General features: G+C 65.5%; 14 protein-coding genes and 2 pseudogenes. 5 read left to right on the top strand and 11 right to left on the bottom strand.

What is annotated here, in order from left to right:
• The first annotated feature begins 169 nt into the window (after window positions 1-169).
• Entirely contained in the window at window positions 170-1,159 is a 990-nt protein-coding gene (locus tag U5805_RS15285) for a hypothetical protein (protein ID WP_322104315.1), read from the top strand.
• A 107-nt stretch (window positions 1,160-1,266) separates the two neighbouring features.
• Here the strand turns inward: U5805_RS15285 and U5805_RS15280 are convergent, their stop codons facing one another.
• Window positions 1,267-1,950, bottom strand: coding sequence for an SH3 domain-containing protein (locus tag U5805_RS15280; RefSeq protein WP_322104314.1), 684 nt, complete (start codon window positions 1,948-1,950; stop codon window positions 1,267-1,269).
• Window positions 1,951-2,234: 284 nt separating this feature from the next.
• Between U5805_RS15280 and U5805_RS15275 the strand changes: the two genes are divergently transcribed.
• Window positions 2,235-3,557, top strand: coding sequence for a TIGR00366 family protein (locus U5805_RS15275; protein ID WP_322104313.1), 1,323 nt, complete (start codon window positions 2,235-2,237; stop codon window positions 3,555-3,557).
• Between the two features lie 33 nt (window positions 3,558-3,590).
• Here the strand turns inward: U5805_RS15275 and U5805_RS15270 are convergent, their stop codons facing one another.
• Together U5805_RS15270 and U5805_RS15265 are read right to left on the bottom strand one after the other, a co-directional pair.
• Window positions 3,591-3,968 carry a DUF488 domain-containing protein gene (locus U5805_RS15270; protein ID WP_322104336.1) on the bottom strand — a complete coding sequence of 126 codons (378 nt, stop codon included), beginning with the start codon at window positions 3,966-3,968 and terminating at the stop codon, window positions 3,591-3,593.
• Between the two features lie 75 nt (window positions 3,969-4,043).
• Window positions 4,044-4,637, bottom strand: a pseudogene (locus U5805_RS15265) (uracil-DNA glycosylase family protein); the annotation flags it as partial.
• A 173-nt stretch (window positions 4,638-4,810) separates the two neighbouring features.
• Between U5805_RS15265 and U5805_RS15260 the strand changes: the two are divergent.
• Both U5805_RS15260 and dld read left to right on the top strand, forming a co-directional pair.
• Complete coding sequence (locus U5805_RS15260; protein ID WP_322104312.1) at window positions 4,811-5,710, top strand: LysR family transcriptional regulator; 900 nt, start codon at window positions 4,811-4,813, stop codon at window positions 5,708-5,710.
• A gap of 114 nt (window positions 5,711-5,824) precedes the next feature.
• Window positions 5,825-7,576: a D-lactate dehydrogenase gene (dld, locus tag U5805_RS15255; protein ID WP_322104311.1), complete on the top strand. Its 1,752-nt coding sequence runs from the start codon at window positions 5,825-5,827 to the stop codon at window positions 7,574-7,576.
• Here the strand turns inward: dld and U5805_RS31815 are convergent.
• From U5805_RS31815 to U5805_RS15225, 6 genes and pseudogenes are all read right to left on the bottom strand, one after another.
• Window positions 7,552-7,791: a hypothetical protein gene (locus U5805_RS31815; protein ID WP_415914602.1), complete on the bottom strand. Its 240-nt coding sequence runs from the start codon at window positions 7,789-7,791 to the stop codon at window positions 7,552-7,554. The genes dld and U5805_RS31815 overlap by 25 nt on opposite strands.
• Window positions 7,788-8,144, bottom strand: a pseudogene (locus U5805_RS15245) (winged helix-turn-helix domain-containing protein); the annotation flags it as partial. The gene U5805_RS31815 and the pseudogene U5805_RS15245, both read right to left, overlap by 4 nt.
• 76 nt (window positions 8,145-8,220) lie before the next feature.
• Window positions 8,221-8,622 carry a hypothetical protein gene (locus U5805_RS15240; RefSeq protein ID WP_322104310.1) on the bottom strand — a complete coding sequence of 134 codons (402 nt, stop codon included), beginning with the start codon at window positions 8,620-8,622 and terminating at the stop codon, window positions 8,221-8,223.
• A gap of 135 nt (window positions 8,623-8,757) precedes the next feature.
• Window positions 8,758-10,269, bottom strand: a complete 1,512-nt coding sequence (locus U5805_RS15235) for a PepSY domain-containing protein (RefSeq protein ID WP_322104309.1) — start codon at window positions 10,267-10,269, stop codon at window positions 8,758-8,760.
• Window positions 10,270-10,312: 43 nt separating this feature from the next.
• Entirely contained in the window at window positions 10,313-12,691 is a 2,379-nt protein-coding gene (locus U5805_RS15230) for a TonB-dependent receptor (RefSeq protein ID WP_322104308.1), read from the bottom strand.
• 108 nt (window positions 12,692-12,799) lie between these two features.
• The gene (locus U5805_RS15225; RefSeq protein ID WP_322104307.1) at window positions 12,800-13,174 is read right to left on the bottom strand and encodes a DUF2946 domain-containing protein; all 375 of its coding nucleotides are present in this window, start codon (window positions 13,172-13,174) and stop codon (window positions 12,800-12,802) included.
• A 302-nt stretch (window positions 13,175-13,476) separates the two neighbouring features.
• Between U5805_RS15225 and U5805_RS15220 the strand changes: the two genes are divergently transcribed.
• Window positions 13,477-13,725, top strand: a complete 249-nt coding sequence (locus U5805_RS15220) for a hypothetical protein (RefSeq protein WP_322104306.1) — start codon at window positions 13,477-13,479, stop codon at window positions 13,723-13,725.
• Here the strand turns inward: U5805_RS15220 and U5805_RS15215 are convergent.
• Together U5805_RS15215 and U5805_RS15210 are read right to left on the bottom strand one after the other, a co-directional pair.
• Window positions 13,712-17,014, bottom strand: a complete 3,303-nt coding sequence (locus U5805_RS15215; protein WP_322104305.1) for an ATP-binding protein — start codon at window positions 17,012-17,014, stop codon at window positions 13,712-13,714. The two genes, U5805_RS15220 and U5805_RS15215, sit on opposite strands and share 14 nt — an antisense overlap.
• Complete coding sequence (locus tag U5805_RS15210) at window positions 17,014-17,676, bottom strand: response regulator transcription factor (protein ID WP_322104304.1); 663 nt, start codon at window positions 17,674-17,676, stop codon at window positions 17,014-17,016. The genes U5805_RS15215 and U5805_RS15210 overlap by 1 nt, the downstream gene beginning before the upstream one ends.
• Between the last annotated feature and the right edge of the window lie 108 nt (window positions 17,677-17,784).

The following is a 17,784-nucleotide window of genomic DNA, read 5'->3' as shown; positions in this document are numbered from 1 at the left end:
AGCCGTTATCGTATCGACTTGTAATCAACGGAAAAGGTCGCGATTTCACAGGATGGGCGAGATGCGTTATTCTCGGCCGCTTCCCGTTCGCACCGCTGTTATGCGGCGAACGTTCGTCTCGGCCATGGTGCCGCAGCTCATCCCCTGAACGGCGAGGCACCAGAATAAAATGAAGGTAACGCACACGCTTGCCGCATCCGGCGTACTTGCCGCGGCGCTTGCCGCGATCTCCGGGCAGGCGCAAGCCCAGGAGTTCACGCTTTATACGGGGCCGCTCTGGAGCGGCGGCGATCATTCGTATTCGTGGGCGATGGATTACACCGAAGGCTTCGGCAAATACTTCGCCGGCAGCATTTCGTGGCTCAACGAAGGCCATATTCCCGAGCATCATCGCGACGGTCAGACGATCCAGGCCTGGGCGCGCCTGCCGCTCGCGCAACGGCGTTTCGTGTTCGCGCTGGGCGTGGGCCCGTACCGTTATTTCGACACCGAAGCCGCGTCGAAAGACGAGGGCTATTCGAACACGCACGGCTGGGGCGTGGTCTACAGCGCGCGCGCGACCTGGTATTCCGCGCATCGCTGGACGGCCAATCTCCAGCTCAATCGCGTGCAGGTTTCGCGCGGGCCGTCCACCACGGCGCTCATGCTCGGCATCGGTTATCAGCTCGACGCGCCCGGCACGCCCGGGCCGCGCGATTTCGCGCTGCCGCGCACGCACAACGTGACGAACAACGAAATCACGCTGATGGCGGGCGAAACGATCCTGAACAGTCTCGACTCGCAAACTTCCGCCGCCGAGTCGATCGAATACCGGCGCGGGCTCGCGCGGTTTGTCGACGCTTCCATCGGCTATCTGCACGAAGGCAACGGCATTTCGGCGCGACGCGACGGCGCCACGGCGCAGCTCTGGCTCACGCGCGCGTTTTTCGACGACAAGCTCACGCTCGGTTTTGGCGCGGGCCTTTACGCGGCCATCCATCATGGCGCTCACCCCGACGAACGCGATACCGGCGACGGCGTGCTTTCAGGGCTCGTTTCGGTTTCTGCTTCGTATCGCCTGACGCAGCATTGGGCCGCGCGCGTGACCTGGAATCGCGTGGTCACGCGCTATAGCCGCGATACGGACGTGATTCTCGGCGGTATCGGCTATCGCTTTTGAGCGGTAGTGTCGGGCGTGCGTTTTCGGGCATCGCCGGGCGCTCTTGAGTGTTAGCGCCGCGCGCAGGCGGCGAACGCGGCGGCACACGCGGCGAACGGCGTGTGCCGTCAGCCTCCCGGCCGCCCGCCGCCCGGGCGATTTCCACCGCCGCCGCCCGGCGGGCGATTACCCCCGCCGCCACCGCCGCCGCCCGGCGGCCTCCCACCCCCATGTCCCGGCGGCCGCGCGCCACCGTGCGAAGGCGGCCGCGCGCCGCCATGTCCCGGTCCCGCGCCATGCCCCGGCGGACGCTGCCCCGGCCCCGCGCCATGTGAGGGCGGCCGGCCGCCGCCATGCGAGGGCGGGCGCGGCGGACGGATCGAAGGCGGCGGCACCGGACGCGGGCCAGGATGCCGCGCCCAGCGGCCTTGATTCCCGTACCAGGGCCGGTCGCGATAGAAGTTGCCCCAATACGCGCCCAGCGAGAACGTCACGATCGGCAGGCCGATGGTCGCGCCGTAAGAGAGCACGGGCACGCGCTGTCCCTGCCACGGATAACTGAGATAGCTGCCGTAAATCCAGCCGCGCAGGCCCGGCAGGCTCACGTCGCACCAGCTATAGCCCGAGACGCAGCCCATTACCGTCAGCGAAACGCCGCCGGGCACCTGCGCCACCACGGGAAAGTCGCCGGCGGGACCGGCGTAGAGATTGACGGTCGTGCTCGTGAACGCCTGCGACTGGGCGAAGGCGGGCGTCACCGCGAACATTCCCGCCAAACCCGCGAATACGGCACCGGCTAGCTGCTTGCGCATCGGCTGACTCCTTTTTGTTTATTCGACGGAGATTTATCAAGATAGCTGGCGTAACGGTAGCAGATTCGTTTTTTACCGGCACGAATGTGCGTGTAACGGTCCATTTCGCGGGGCGCGTAAGAAAAGCACGGTCGGCGGGTAGGGAAAATCGGCGGCAGCCGGCTGCGAATTACGCGGCGCTGTGCCAGAATCGCGCCTCGGTTCGCCTTCCAACGAAAACCGCGGGCCGTTGCCGTATCAGCAAACGAAACAATGAATTAGAAGCAGACGAGGAGCAGACCACCGTGATTCAGCGCATTTCCAGTTTCTTCACCGGCGTCGTGCATCGGGTATTGCCGGACCCGCTCATTTTCGCCATCTTGTTGACCGTCGTGACCTTCGTGCTGGCCTTCGCGCTGACGCCGCAGCCGCCCGCCGCGCTCGTCCTGATGTGGGGTTCCGGGTTCTGGAACCTGCTCGCCTTCGCCATGCAAATGGTGCTGATCCTCGTCACGGGCCACGCGCTCGCGAGTTCCGGCCCGGTCAAGCGCCTGCTGGTCGCGCTCGCGAGCTGCGCGCGCACGCCGGCGCAGGGCGTGATGCTCGTGGCGTTCGTGGGCGCGGTCGCGTGCGCGATCAACTGGGGCTTCGGCCTCGTGCTCGGCGCGATGTTCTCGCGCGAAGTCGCGCGGCGCGTGCGCGGCGCGGACTACCGGCTGCTGGTGGCGGCCGCCTACATGGGCTTTTTGACGTGGCACGGCGGTCTTTCGGGCTCGGTGCCGCTGGTTGCCGCGACCAAGGGCAATCCGATGGAAAAGGCCGTGGGCCTGATTCCCGTTTCGCAGACCATCTTCACCGGCTATAACGCGTTCATCACGATCGGCCTGATCGTGCTGCTGCCGATTCTCGTGCGTTTGATGATGCCGAAGCCCGAAGACGTCGTTTCCGTCGATCCCGCGCTGCTCGAAGATCCGCCCAGCGTCGAGCGCAAGCTCGGCCCCAACGCCACCTTCGCCGAACGCATCGAGGAAAGCCGCTCGCTCTCGCTGCTGGTCGCCGCGCTGTGTTTCGTGTTTCTCGGCGTGCGTTTCCACGCGAAGGGTTTTTCGCTCGACATCGACACGGTGAATCTCGTGTTCCTCGCCGCCGGCTTCGTGCTGCACAAGACGCCGATGGCTTATGCGCGCGCCGTGGGCGCGGCCGCGAAGGGCGCGTCGGGCATCATGATCCAGTTCCCGTTCTACGCGGGCATTCAGGCGCTGATGGACCATTCGGGCCTCGCGGGCGTGATCACGAAATGGTTCGTCGATATCGCGAACGTCCACACGTTCCCGCTGCTCGTGTTCCTCAGTTCGGCGTTGATCAACTTCGCGGTGCCTTCGGGCGGCGGCCACTGGGTCGTGCAAGGTCCGTTCGTGATGCCGGCGGCGCAGGCGCTGGGCGCGGACCTCGGCAAATCGGCAATGGCGATCGCTTACGGCGAGGCGTGGACCAACATGGCGCAGCCGTTCTGGGCGTTGCCCGCGCTCGCCATCGCGGGCCTCGGCGTGCGCGACATCATGGGCTATTGCGTGACGACGCTGCTGTTCTCGGGCGTGGTGTTCGTGGCGGGCATGTACCTGTTCTAAGGCGGTTCGCCGCCCGGCAGGCGGCGCTCGCGCTTACGCGCGGGGCCGCTTGCGTTTCAGAAAGTCGCGCAGCACCATCGCGTGATTGCGCTGCGTGTCGTGCGAGCTGTAGAGCAGCACGACGGGCCGCGTTTCGTGCGCCTCGACGATCGGCTCCCACGCCGCGCGGTTGCCGGCCAGTTCCGCGAGGTAGCGCTCGCAAAACGCGTCCCACTGCGACGGATCGTGCTCGCGCGCGTGATACCACTGACGCAATGCCGTGCTCGGCGCGGCTTCTTTCGCCCAGGTCGCGTGCGCGAGCTTTTCCTTGCGCATGCCGCGCGGCCAAAGCCGGTCCACGAGAAAGCACGCCACGTCGCCTTCGGGCAGCGGCTCGTACACGCGCTGGATCGTGATCGACGGTTTCGTCATTTTCGCGTTCTCCCTTTCCATTTTCGTCTCGACGGCGGCTGCGATTTTCGTGTCGATGCCGCCCTGCGGCGCGTCGGCGAACAGCGCGGCGACGCGTTGCTTGAGCGCGGGCAGCACGTCGGCTTCGAACCACGCATGGCGTTTGAGCCAGGGCTGATTGCGCGGCGACGGATGCGGCAGCGGCGCATAGCCGGGCGCGTAGTCGCGCCACGCCCGCACCGTTTCGGTGAGCGACGCCTTGCGCCGGCCGCCGAGAAAATAGCACTGCGCATATTGCCCGACGAGCAGCGTGAGCCGCACGTTCGTCAACTGATCGAGCAGGCGCGCGTGCCAGAGCGGCGCGCATTCGGCGCGCGGCGGGTTGTCGCCGCTGCCGCCGCGCCCCGGATAGCAGAAGCCCATCGGCACGATGGCCACGCGCGCGGCGTCGTAAAAAGTCGTTTTGTCGATGCCGAGCCATTCGCGCAGGCGCTCGCCGCTGGCGTCGTCCCACGGCACGCCGGACGCATGCACTTTCGCCCCCGGCGCCTGGCCGACGATCAACAGGCGCGCGGTCGCGCTCGCCTGCAACACCGGGCGCGCGCCGAGCGGCAAGGCGTGCTCGCAGGCGCGGCACGCGCGGATTTCGGCGAGCAGCTCGGGAAGGACGGCGGCGCGGACGTTCGGCACGGCAAGGGCGAAAAAACGGCGAAAATCCAGTCTACCAAACCGCGCCGAAAAGATGGCGTCCGCCGCGCCGCAGTGCGCTGGTTGGCCTTATGGACGAGGTGCGGGCTTTCCGTCTTGCCGTCATGATGCCGACGCGTTCACAATCCAGCGATCGCGATCAAGACGAAAAAGATATGGAATTCCGGCAACTACGTTATTTTCTGGCGGTCGCGGAATCGTTGCATTTCAGCGAAGCCGCCGCCGCGCTCGGCATCGCGCAACCGCCGCTCAGCCAGCAGATTCTCAAGCTGGAAAAGGAAATCGGCACGCGTCTTTTCATTCGCCATTCGCGGCATGTGGAGCTGACCGAGGCGGGGCGGCTCTTTCGCGAGCGTGCGCAGCGCATCGTCGAAGACGCCGAACTCGCGCTCGCCGAGGCGCAAAATGCGGGGCGCGGCGAAACCGGGCGGCTTGCGCTGGGTTTCGCGGGATCGACCGTGTTCCATCCGCTCGTGGCCACTGTGTTGCAGCGTTATCGCAGCGCGTATCCGGGCGTGTCGATCGGCTGCGAGGAGAGCAACAGTTCGGTGCTGCTCGAACGCGTGAGCGAGGCGAAAGTGGATGCCGCGCTGGTGCGTTTACCGCTGAATTGCCGAGGTCTGGCGACCCAGCCGCTCGTGGAGGAGGACGTGCTGGCCGTGCTGCCGCCGCGTCATCGGCTCGCGCGCCGGCGCAGCGTGGATCTCGCCGATCTCGCGGAAGACCCGCTCATTCTGTTTCCGCGCGCCATCGGCCCCGACCTCTACGATTCGATCATCAGCGCGTGTCACGCGGCCGGCTTCAACCCCACTATCGGCATGGAGTCGCCGCAGATTTCGTCGACGGTGAACATGGCCGCGGCCGGCTTCGGCGTCACGCTGATTCCGTCCTCCATGCGGCAGATTCAGGCGAAGGGCGTGACGTATCACGCGCTCAAGAACGGCACGCTGCACACGACCATCGCGCTCGTTTACCGGCCGCGCGAGAAAGCGCCCACGGTGCAGAACTTCGTGCGCCTCGTGCGCGATGCGTCGCGGCACGCGCATTCGGCCTGAGCGCGATCAATATCTTTTTCGTCTTGATCGCGCGCCCGAGCGATATTGGACTTGCTGCGGCGTGCGGCCTATGCTTGCCGGATTCGAACTATCGCCAAGCCGGAGTTTTTCGCCATGACCCCCGTTACCGAGCGCGCGCGCCCGTCAACCACGAACCGCGGCACGAACCGCGAAGCCTTGATTACCGCGCTGCGCGGCGCTGTGGGTCATGCATACGTGCTGACCGGCGACGAAGCCACGCGCCGCTATCGCAAGGGGTTTCGCTTCGGCGAGGGCAAGGTGGCGGCGGTCGTGCGACCCGGCTCGCTGGTCGAGCAGTGGCGCGCGTTGCAGGCGTGCGTGGCCGCGAATGCGATCGTGATTTCGCAGGCGTCGAACACGGGCCTCACGGGCGGCTCCACACCCGACGGCGACAGCTACGACCGCGACGTGGTGATCGTGAGCATGACGCGCATGCGCACCGTGTACGTGATCGGCGGCGGCAAGCAGGTCGTGTGCTTGCCCGGCTCCACGCTCGACCAACTGGAGCAAACGCTCAAGCCGCTCGGCCGCGAGCCGCATTCGGTGATCGGTTCGTCGTGCATCGGCGCTTCGGTGGTGGGCGGCGTGTGCAACAACTCGGGCGGCTCGCTCGTGCGGCGCGGCCCCGCTTATACGGAAATGAGCGTGTTCGCGCGCGTGGGCGCGAACGGCGCGGTCGAACTCGTGAACCATCTGGGCATTCGTCTGGGCGATACGCCGGAGGACATGCTGGGCCGTCTCGATCGCGGCGAATTGCCGGAAGCGGACATCGCTTACGGAGCGGGCGCGGCCTCGGACCAGAACTACGCCGGGCACGTGCGCGATATCGAAGCCGACACGCCCGCGCGCTACAACGCCGATCCGTTGCGTCTGCACGAAGCCTCGGGCTCGGCGGGAAAAGTGATGGTGTTCGCGGTGCGGCTCGACACGTTCCCTATCGAAAAGGGCGCGAAGGTGTTCTATATCGGCACCAATGCAACGGCCGAGTTGACCGGCTTGCGCCGCGACATTCTCGGCACGTTCTCGAAGCTGCCGATTGCGGGCGAGTATTTGCATCGAGACGCTTTCGATATCGCCGAACGCTACGGCAAGGACATGTTCCTGCTGATCCAGCATCTAGGCACGAAGCGCTTGCCTGCGCTGTTCGCTTTCAAGAGCCGCTGCGACGCGTTTTTCGAGCGCATGCGCTTTCTGCCCGCGCATTTCACCGACCGCGTGATGCAGTTCGCAAGCGAGCGGTTTCCGAGCCATTTGCCCGCGCGTTTGAAGGACTATCGCGCACGCTACGAGCATCATCTGATGCTGAAAGTGTCCGCCGATTGCGTCGACGAAACACGTGCGTATTTGCAGCGCTTTTTCTCGCAAGCAAGCGGCGCGTTCTTCGAATGCAGCGACGAAGAGGGCACCAAGGCGTTCTTGCATCGTTTCGCGGCGGCGGGTGCGGCCGTGCGCTATCGCGCCGTGCATGGCCGGGAGGTGGAAGATATCGTGGCGCTCGACATCGCGCTGCGGCGCAACGACCGCGAGTGGTTCGAGCAGTTGCCCGAAGCCGTGGAGAAGCCCATCGCCATCAAGCTCTATTACGGGCATTTTCTCTGTCACGTCTTTCATCAGGACTATATCGTTCGCAAGGGACACGACTGCCTCGCGCTCGAACACGAGATGTGGAAGCTGCTGGACGCGCGCGGCGCCGAATATCCCGCCGAGCACAATGTCGGCCATCTCTACCATGCGAAGCCGGAATTGAAGGCGTTTTACGAAGGCCTCGATCCGTGCAACTGCTTCAATCCCGGCATTGGTCACACGTCGAAGTTTGCGAACTATCGCGAAACCGCCGCGCAGTAACGCAATCCATACGAAAACGGCGACGAGGAAATTCGTCGCCGTTTGTTCTTGCCGCGCTGCTGCGCTGCTGCGTTGCTGCGTTCAACTTTTCGCGGCGGGCGCTGCACGTAATGCAGCAGCACGCTCAGCGAGCAGACCTGCGTGAGCGCGACGAGCGCCACCAGCAGCGCGATATTGCGCGAAAGCAGCGAACGCGGCGGCCCGAAGTGCATCACGCGTCCACGCCTGCGACGAGCATATAGCCGATGCCCCACACCGTCTTGATGAAGCGCGGCTTGGCGGGGTCGTCCTCGACGATCTGGCGCAGACGCAAAATCTGCACGTCCACGCTGCGGTCGAGCGCGTTGTGGTCGCGGCCGCGCGCGCGGGCGAGCAGGTTTTCGCGGCTCACGGCGCGGTTCGGCGAGGAGCCGAGCGCGTGCAGCAACAGCATTTGCGCCGAATGCACGTCGACGGGCGCGCCTTGCCGATAGAGCGCTTGTTTGCCAACGTCGAAGCTGAAATCGCCGAAACGCAGCCGCTGCGATGTCACGGTCGGGTCGCACGACGCCATCTTCTGGCGAGAAGGAACAAGACGGCGAACAAGACGACGAACAAGACGACGAACGAGACGACGAACGAGACGACGAACGAGACGACGAACGCTAACGTCCGCGTCCGCCGCCGTGGCCCATGCCGCCCATGCCCATGCCGCCGCCTTGCCACGTGCCGCCACCGCCGCCATGCCAGCCACCGCCATGCCAGCCGCCGTGGCCGCCGCCGTGCCAGCCACCGCCATGCCATCCGCCGCGATTCCAGCCGTGATGGTAATAACAGCAACCGCCGCCGCCCCAGATCGCGATGCCGCCATAGCCCGCGCCGAAATAGCCGGGGTAGTAGCCGTAACCGTAAGCATACGGAACGCCGTAATCGTAGGGGTAAGCGTAGTCGTAGCCATACCCGTAATAACCTGGGTAATAGCCGTTATAACCTTGATACGGTGGCCACGGCGCGACGCAGCCCGCGAGGACTGCCGCCGCGCCCAATGCCGAGATGAACCGCAACACGATATTTCTCCGGGGATAAGCGTTTGAAACCGGCGGACGCCGCCAGGTTCATACGCAATTGTGTCCGCAGATTACCGCAGCGCGTGGACCTTTGCTTACCTTCGTTGCGATTTTCCGGTGGCGTTCTCGTGACTGTCAGGAAGACGACAGCCTCGCCGCGCGCCCGAACGCCGCGCGGTCGAGCAGCCACACGGCCACGAGCGTTGCGCCCATCAGCGGAAACACCATGCCGAGCAGCACGAGGCCCGCTTTCCACGCGCGCATCGGCGGCGCGGCGCGCTCTCGCGGCGGCGCGGCAATACCGTTCGCGAGCGCGGGACGCCGCATCCACCACATCACGAAGCCCGTAACGGCAAGCGCGCCGAGCCCAAGCGAAATCGCCGCGCAAACCAACTGATTCGCGAGCCCGAAATAGCGGCCCATGTGCAGCGAGGTGCCATACGAAACGGCCTGCGAAATTGCGCCGTAATCGTCATATCGAATGTCCTTGAGCACCGCGCCGCTGTATTGATCGACATAAACCGTGCGCTCCTCTTTGGGGTCCGCTGGAAAGTACGAGACCGTGTACACGCCGTCGCGCGTGGTGGGCAGCGCGATGTCATAGCCGCTTTGCACGCCAAGGCCGTGCATCTGCGCGACGATTTGATCGAGCGTCAGGCGCGCGTTGCTTGCGCTGTCTTGCGCACCGGGTTGCGCGCGCGCTTCGGGCGAATGCGGCACGGGCACGGCGCCCACGGCCCACGGCACGTTGGGCAGCGGCAAGTCGTCCATGACCATGCCCGGCATCGACGCCATATCGTGGCCCGTGTGTTCCGCCGCACCGGCGGGCGCGCGGGTTTGCGCCGCGGCCTTGCCCGGCAGCGACGACTTCAAGCCGAGGCCGCCGCCCCATGCGCCTTCGGGCGCGCCAAGGCTCGCGCGCGTTGCGAGCGCCTTGAACTGCTTGCCCCACGAACCTGTCCACGGCAACCCGCTCAGCACGAACGCGAGCGCGCCCACGGCCAGCCAGACGCCGACGAACGCATGCACGCTTTTCCAGAACGGCCGCCCGCGCGCATTCAGGCGCGGCAGCAGCGCCGCGCGCAACGACGCACCGCCGCGCGGCCACCACAGTGCGACACCCGTGCCGATCATCACGAGCGTCCAGCACGCGGCCAGCTCCATCAGCAATTCGCCGGGCTTGCCGAGCAACAGCTTGCGATGCAGCATGCGATCGACCTGCATGAAACGCCGGTCGACGTCGAGCGTGCCGAGCACCGTGCCGTCGTAGGGATTCACGTAGACGCTTTCTTTCGCGCCGCCCGGCAGAGCGAACACGAATTCGGCGCTGCGCGCGGGACTCGCTTCGATATGCGCGCGCAACGGCCGCGCGCCGGCAGGCAAGGCGGCCTGCGCGCGCGCGAGCAGTGCATTCGTGGGCAAGCGCGGCGCGGCTTGCGGCGCGACCACGAGCCGATGCGGATAAAGCAGCGGTTCGATCTGCGGCTGGAAGCAGTAAATCGTGCCCGTGATCGCGAGCACGAGCAAAAACGGCATGACGAAAATGCCCGCATAAAAGTGCCAGCGCCAAAGCGTGCGATAGCCGGGCTGCGCGCCATGGGGCGCCTGCGCAACGCGCTGCGCCGATATCGAGGTCGTGTCGGACATGAGTGGCTCCTTTCTGTTTGATAAGGATGACGAATCAATGGGCCTAGATGCCCAGCTTCGCCTCGACATAGAAGGTGCGGCCCGGATACGGGTGATAGACGAAGTAGCGTGCGTCGAAAATATTGTCGATGCCGACGCCGATCTCGCTGGTTTTCGTCGGCCGGTAGGTGAATTTCGCGTCCGCGACCGTATAGGTGCTCGTGCCGCCGAACACGTTCGGATTCGTGTCGGCATTCGTGAGCGTGTTGTACTGGCGCCCCGAGTAACGCGCCGCGAGCGTAAGCGCGGCGTGTGCGTCGAAGCGGTACGTGGCCACCACGTTCGCGCGCCACAGCGGAATGCGATAAAAATATTTGCCGACGCTCGCCGGGTTCTGCGCGTTTTCAACGATCTTCGACTGCGTGTAAGCGACGCTCGCGCCGAAGTCGAGGCCGCGCAGCACGACGTCCTCGCCTTGGTAGCTCGTTTCCACGCCGCGCGAGCGCACCTTGCCGATGTTCTGAAAATTGGTGACGTTCGGAATCACGGTGGTGTCGGTCTGGCTGAAGATCGTATTCTTCACGTCGTCCTGGAACAGCGTGAAGCGGAACAGGCCGTTCCAATGCGCCCATTCGGCGCTCAACTCTTTCGAGAGATCGTTTTCGGGGCGCAGGTTCGGATTGTTGTTGACGATCGACGAGCCGTTCACCTGGCCCTGGAACAACTCGCTCACGGTAGGAAAGCGGTACGCACGCGCGATGGAAGCGCGCAGCGTGAGGTCGTCGGTGAGATCGAAAGACAGCGACGCCTTGGGCGAATAGTGACGATCGCCCATGCTTGCGTAAGGCACGGTCGCGCCGGCCAGCGCCTGATAGCCGTCGTAAGCGTGCCAGTCCTCATAACGCACGCCGTACACGAACTTCCAGCGCGGCAGGAAGCGCCACGCGTCCTGCGCGTAGACGGCTTGCGTTTCGGTCTTGCCCGCGAAGGCGTTGGCGAAGCCGGCCGCACCGCCGTCGCGCCAGGCAAGCGTGTTGTATGTCTGGTTGTCGAGCGAATAGTCGTCGTAGTGATAGCCGAACGTGAGCCAGTGCGCGGCCAGCCCCGCCGTGGGCGTGGCGGGCGTCCACGTTGCCTTGAGGTCGAGCGTTTTCCAGCCGGTGCCGTTGCCGAGCGTCATCGTGCCGGGACCGTTGCCGGGGCCGCCCGCATTCGCCGTGCGCGCGACGCTGTTGCTTACGTCGTAGTACGAAGCAATGGCTTGCGCGTTCCAGCCCGTCGCCTGGTGCGTGCGCAGCGAGGCGCCGTAGAGCCAGTTTTCGCTCCATCCTCGGCTGGGCGCGAGCGCGGCCGCCGGGATCGTGTATTCGTAGCCGTTGATCGAGACGTTTCCGCTATAGATGGGCTTGCCGTCGGCGTCGCGGAGGAACGTGGAGGTCGCGCTGTCGTAGGTCTGATGCCAATAGCCGAGCGTCACGCCGCCTTGCACCGTGGGCGTGAAATCGTATTGCATGCGCAGCTTGAACTGGTCCTGCACCGTATGCTCGATGCCTTCGCCGTTCACGCCGAGCACGGCGGTGGGCGTGTTCGTCTGATTGTTGTAGAAGTACGCGCCATGCACGGGCACGTCGCGCGCTTGCGCGGGTTTCGTCGATTGCGCGAGCGTCGCGAACTGCAAGGGCTGGCTCGTGTTTTCAAGGTGATTCACGCCCAGCAGGTAAGAGAACTTGCCGATGCGGTCGCCGATCGACGCGCTCATTTCGCTGCCGTTGAAATTCTGGTTCACGCCGTACAGGCTGAAATGCTGCGTGAACGCTTTCACGTCGGCGGTGGCTTCGAACTGCTTCGGCATGCGCGTGGTGATGAGCACCGTGGCGCCCAGCGAATTGCCGGGATACAGCGCCGAATACGGGCCGTAGATCACGTCGACCTGCTGGATCTGGTCCGGAAACACCATCGACCAGCGCGGCGGAAAGCTGTAAGTGTTGCCGAGCAGATTGGAGAGCAGCAGGCCGTCGGCGTAGACGAGACCGCGCGCGCTCTGCGAGTTGCTCGTGCCGCGCACGGCAATGATCGAATTCAGGTCGCCCGCAAAGCGTTTGCGTACCGCGAGATTCGGCAGGTACTTCAGTACGTCTTCGGTATTGACCACATTCCAGTTGCGGAACTGCTCGGGCGTGACGGTTTCGACCGTGGCGGGCAAGTTCGGATCGACGGCGGGCGTCGCGGCCCCGGAAGCGGCGCCGTTGGACGCGCTCACGGTGACGGTGGGCAGCGTATGGGTATCGGCATCGGCGGCCGGCTGCGCTTGAGCGAGCGCGATGGGCGCGGCGAACGAGAGCGGCACGAAGCCGAGCGCGAAGCGCAAGGCGTGCCGCGGTGCGCGCGGCGTCGCACGTTCACGCGTGCGAGCGCCGGCGCCACGCATGGCGGGCGTGGACATGAAGCGGTTTCCTGATGGCGGTGGGCGAACGGCCGCGCGCGAATGCGCCCGTCTGTGCAAATGCACACGACAGCGACGCAAGCGACAACAGGCCGAGGGCGGCGGGGATCAGGAAACGGCGGGCGGCGCGCGCGGTCTTCCCGAAGGGAAGGCGCCTAGCGGAACGAAACGCGTGGAAAGCGTGGTGACGGCTTCGCGCGCGACGGCGAGCGTGGGAAGCAGCGCTGGAGCGGCGACGGAAGGCATCGCCACGTGATGTTCGAGCAGATGGCAGTAACCGCAGGCGCCGAATGCATCGTCGTGCGAAAGATGCGGGAAGTCCGGCGCATTCGATGCGGGCTGCAACGCGGAGCAGAGCGCTGCGTCCGGCTCGTGCGCGTGTTGCGCGGCAACGAGCTGGCTCACGAGCGGCGCAAACACGATGAGCCACATGGCGACGAGGCCAAGCCATGCGGTCAGCAGTGAATGCTTGCGTAGGTTCATGAGAATGAGAGCGATTGCGCGGCGCAGTCTAACACGACGCATGGATGTTGCGTATGCCGGATGACCCGCGAAAAGCGCGTCATAAGCGTGGCGCTATGCCGCGGTTCGCGCCGGTTTTCCATTGCGCAGGCGCATTTTTAGAAGGGCTTCGATGGAACGCGCGCCGCGCGGGCACGATCATCGGAGTCATTCGTTATGACGCCAGGAGGCCGCCGCAAAGGGCGGGATCGCTCATGTCCGTTTTTGTTTCTTGCCGTATGCCGGGTGCGCGCTGGACGCCTCGTTTGCCGCTTCATCGCGCCATGCACGACTTGCCCCTTTCGCACGCAACGCCGCGCGGCGCGCGTGACCTGACCACCTGCGATCTCGCGTTGCCGGAGGCATTCGCGCTGCGTCTCGAAGCGCGCGCCGTGCGTTCGCCGCGAGCGCCCGCGTGCTGTCCTCTCGAAGCAACCGCATTGCGCCAGTGGTGCGTGCGCTTGCAGCGCGCGGCGTGCCCGCTCGAAGCGGTGAATGCAGCGGAAGCGCCGATTTTCCTCACGAAGCGCTGAGCGCGCGAAACGTTCCGAGTTCCTCGGCGACGGCGGCCGCAAGTTCGCCCACTTCCCCGGTCCATGCGCCGGCCTCGCGCATCGTCGCGCGCAGTTCGAGGCACGCTTCGTTGAGCATCGAAGGGCCCAGCACCGCCAGGCCACCCGACACGCGATGTGCCCACTCATGCAGCCGTGCGAAGTCGTGCGCCTTCGCGATAACGGCGTAGTCGGCGAGATCATGATCGGCCTGCTCGATGAAAACGGCGACCAGCGTGGGCGCGAGGGCGGGAAAGCGCGGCGGCGCATCGTCGCTGTCCAATGATACGGATTCCTGATCGTCGCGTTCGGTTGCCACGGAAGCGATGCCGGAAAGCACGCGCGCCAGTTCCGCCAGCGTGACCGGCTTGCTCAGATAGTCGGTGAAGCCCAGCGCACGGCCTTCTTCGACATGCTCGGGAAGCGCGTTGGAACTCAGCGCGTAAATCGGCAGATCGCCGTGCCGCGCTCGTGCCGCTTCGAGCAGCGCGTAGCCGTTCATGACCGGCATGTTGATGTCGGTGAACACCAGATCGACGTGCTTTTCCGCGAGCCGGGCCAGCGCTTCCTCGCCGTCTTTCGCTTCGATCACGCTTGCGCCGAGCGTGCGCAACTGGTCGCGCAGGAGCCCGCGATTGAGCAGGTTGTCTTCGGCGATCAACACGTTTAGCGATGCGAAATGCGGGTCGTCGTTCGTGGAGGCGGCGGGCGCCTTGGCGGGCGCGGTCGCGCTCGCGCTCGCGCCATGCGCGATCGTTTGCGTGACCGCGCGAATGCCGGCAAGGCTGTAGATGCTCACGGCCACGGAGCCGTCGTCGTGAACGAGCGGCACGAGCGGGCCGTCCTGGCGCAGCCAGATGACCTTGGCGCTGTCGTGCCAGAGCGTGCGCACGTCGTCGCGCGTGAATTCGTCGGTGACGAGCAAATAGTCGTAGCTGCCTTCGGGCGGCGTTTCGTCGAGCGAGAAAAAAACCGGCGTGCTCGCGTGTGTGTCGTAGAGATTCGCGAGCCACTCGCGGTTTTCCGGCGCGTGGCAAAGCACGGCGGGATGCGCGTCGGGCAGCGTCCATTCGTCGCCGGCGCATGCGTCGCTTTCGCGCGGCAGCGGCAAGGTGACGGTGACGCGCGTGCCCACGCCCTGGGTGCTGTCAAGCTCGATGCGGCCATGCATCAACTCCGCAAGCCGTGCGCAGATCGACAGCCCGAGGCCGGTGCCGCGCGCCTGCGTGAGCCGGTGCGCGTCGCCTTGCGTGAACGGCTGGAACAGATACGGCTTGAGTTCGTCGGGCACGCCGCCGCCCGAATCGCTTACGCTGATTTCGAGCGCTTCGTCGTGCCAATGCGCGCGCAACACGATCTTGCCCGAGCGCGTGAACTTGAACGCGTTGCTCAGCAGGTTATTGACGATTTGCGCAAGCCGGATCGGATCGAAACGCAATTGCGCGGGCACGGCCCGATCCACCACGAGATAGAGCGGCAAATGCTGGCGCACGGCGAGCGGCGCATGCGAGAGCGCGATGCGCACGAGCAGTGCGGCAATCGACCCCGGCTCCGCCGCAAGCTTCATCTGGCCCACGTCGATCTTCGAAAAGTCGAGCACGTCGCTCACGATCTGTAGCAGCTCGTTCGCGGAAATCTGCATGGCCTGCACGCGCGCGCCTTGCTCGGGTGCGAGCGGGCCGCGCGCCACCAGTTCGATGTTGCCGGTGAGCGAGGCGAGCGGCGTGCGGATCTCGTGGCTCATCGCCGCGAAGAAGCTCACCTTGGCGCGCGCGGCTTCGTCGCTCAGCCGTTTCGCTTCGCGCAGCAGGCGCTCGACTTCGTAATGCTTCGACATGTCGGTGACGGCGCAGAACATCACGTCCTCGCGATTCATCGTGGCGGGCGCGTAAGTGATGGCGAGGTGTATCGATTCGGTATCCTGACGATCGAGCGAGAACGGCAATTCGTAAACCGGCGTTTCGTGTTCGCGCGGAGCGGCGTAAGGCCAGTTTCCCTGTTTCTCGAATTCGGCGCACAACGCACCCGGCAGGCGCGTGGCGTTTTCGTCGAGGCCCAACACGTTGCGCACGATCTGATTCGCCACGACGATCTCGAAGTTGCTGCGCTTGACGACGCACAGGCCCACGGGCGTCGCATGCACGAGCAGATGATTGAGCATCTCGCCTTCGAGCGCGCGCGTGGCTTCGTGGTAGGTGCGCTCGAGCACATGACGGTTCCAGTAGCGCGAGAGCGTGATGAGCATGGAGATGAGCGCGGCGGTGAGCAGCAGCACGACGGCGAGCGGCATGCCGATGAGGCCGAGCAGCGCGGACCAGGAAACGGCGACCATGTGGCGGCCGAAGCCGTAGACGAGCGGCGGCTCGTTCTCCAGGACGCCGAAGTTGGGCACGACGTGATAATGGCCCGGCGCGAGCTTCGCGATGCGCAGGTCGAGCGCCTGCGCGCGCGCGGCGGGCAGCGGGCCGCTGAGCACGTTGCCGTCGGTGTCGAACAGCACCGGGTCGATGGCGTCGTCGGCGGGCGGCGCGCGGACGGCCGCGTAATCGACGGTCGTGACCACGAGCGCGTACGGCTTGCCGTCCTTGAGCACGCTGAGCGCGCCGAACTGGACGTCGCGCGCGTAGCCGCTGCCGGGCGGCGGACGGAACCAGATGATCTTGATATCGTGCGCGGCCGCGACCGGGTCGAAGCCGCGCGCGCTCATGCGGATCAGCGCGGTGTCGGCCAGCAAGCGCGCGGAGTCGGCGCTGCGCACGTGCGCCTCGGCGAGCAGGTACGGGTCGGGCGCGAGCTTGGAGCCGTAAGCGGCGCTGCCGTCCAGCAGCAGGAGCAGCAGCGGCTCGTTCGGCGCGATAACGGCCGCGAGTTGCGCCGCGCGCTCGCAACTCGTGCGCAGGTCGGGCGAGGTGTCGAGGTCGAGCGAAAGCGGCGCGCAGTTCCCGCGCGGCGCTTCGAATTCGGCAACGGCGGCGGGCGCCCGCAGCCTGGAGGCGAGCAGGGTGGCGGTGCCCGTGAGCAGCACCGAGCGGCGTTCGAGCTGCTTGTTGAGTTCGGCGCTGGCGTTGCGTGCGTTGAGCGTTTGCGTGCGCAGCGCGCCGAAGCCGATGCTGGCGATCGCGACCGCCGCGATGCACAGCGCCGCGAAAATCAGCAACGCCGTGAGCATCGCGAAGACGCGCCGCTCGCGCCGCAAATGGCGCTCCAGCGCCTTGAGAGCCTCGGAAGGCGAATTGGGAGTGAGGCCGCCCGGGCGTGCGGAGCGGAACATCACGCGAATCCGTGCTCGCTGGCGTATCGGATCAAGTCGGCGTTCGAATCGAGGTGAAGCTTGCGCATTGCGGCGCGCTTTTGCGTGGCGACCGTCGTCACCGAGCGGTGCAGGCGTTTGGAGATTTCGGTGACGCTGAGGCCGGCCGCGAACAGCCGCACGACTTCGAGTTCGCGCGGCGAAAGCGGGTGGCTGCGTTGGAATTCGGCGGTGGTCGAGCCTTCCTTGGCGAGCCGTTCAGCGATGCGCGCCGAGAGCGCCGTGCCCGCTTCTGTCAGCGCGCGGTGGCAGACATCGCCGAGTGTAGGAATCGGCTCGTCTTTGCCGATAAGCCCGGCTACGCCCAGTTGCGCGAGTTCGTGCAGGATGCCGCCGTTCGTGAGCATCGTGAAAACGACGACCGGTGTGTTCGGATACAGCCGTCGCAAGCGGCTGATGAGGCGCAGGCCGTCTTCGTCCTCGAGGTCGCCTTGCATCGAGAAGTCGGTGACGATGAGGTCGCAGCGCGCGTCACGCAGCGCGTCCATGAGATCCGTGCCGGTGTTCGCCTTCGCGACGACCTTGAAGCGTGGCACGGTGTTCAGATAGTCGCTGATCGCTGTCAGCACGACTGGATGATCGTCAGCCACCACGATCCGCACGTCTTGCGTTGCATTCGTCATGGGCGTGAGCGTCTTGCCTGTAAGCGTAATCTGAAGGGCGCTACCTGGAAACACATCGGTCAAAGCTGCCGACCGCCGTAAGGTTTTTGTTCATTATATGTCAGTGTT

Origin of the sequence: Paraburkholderia sp. J41 (assembly GCF_905220235.1) — a bacterium.
Lineage (GTDB): Bacteria > Pseudomonadota > Gammaproteobacteria > Burkholderiales > Burkholderiaceae > Paraburkholderia.
The sequence above is the reverse complement of the archived record's forward strand: the minus strand, read 5'-3'. Positions and strand labels throughout refer to the sequence as shown.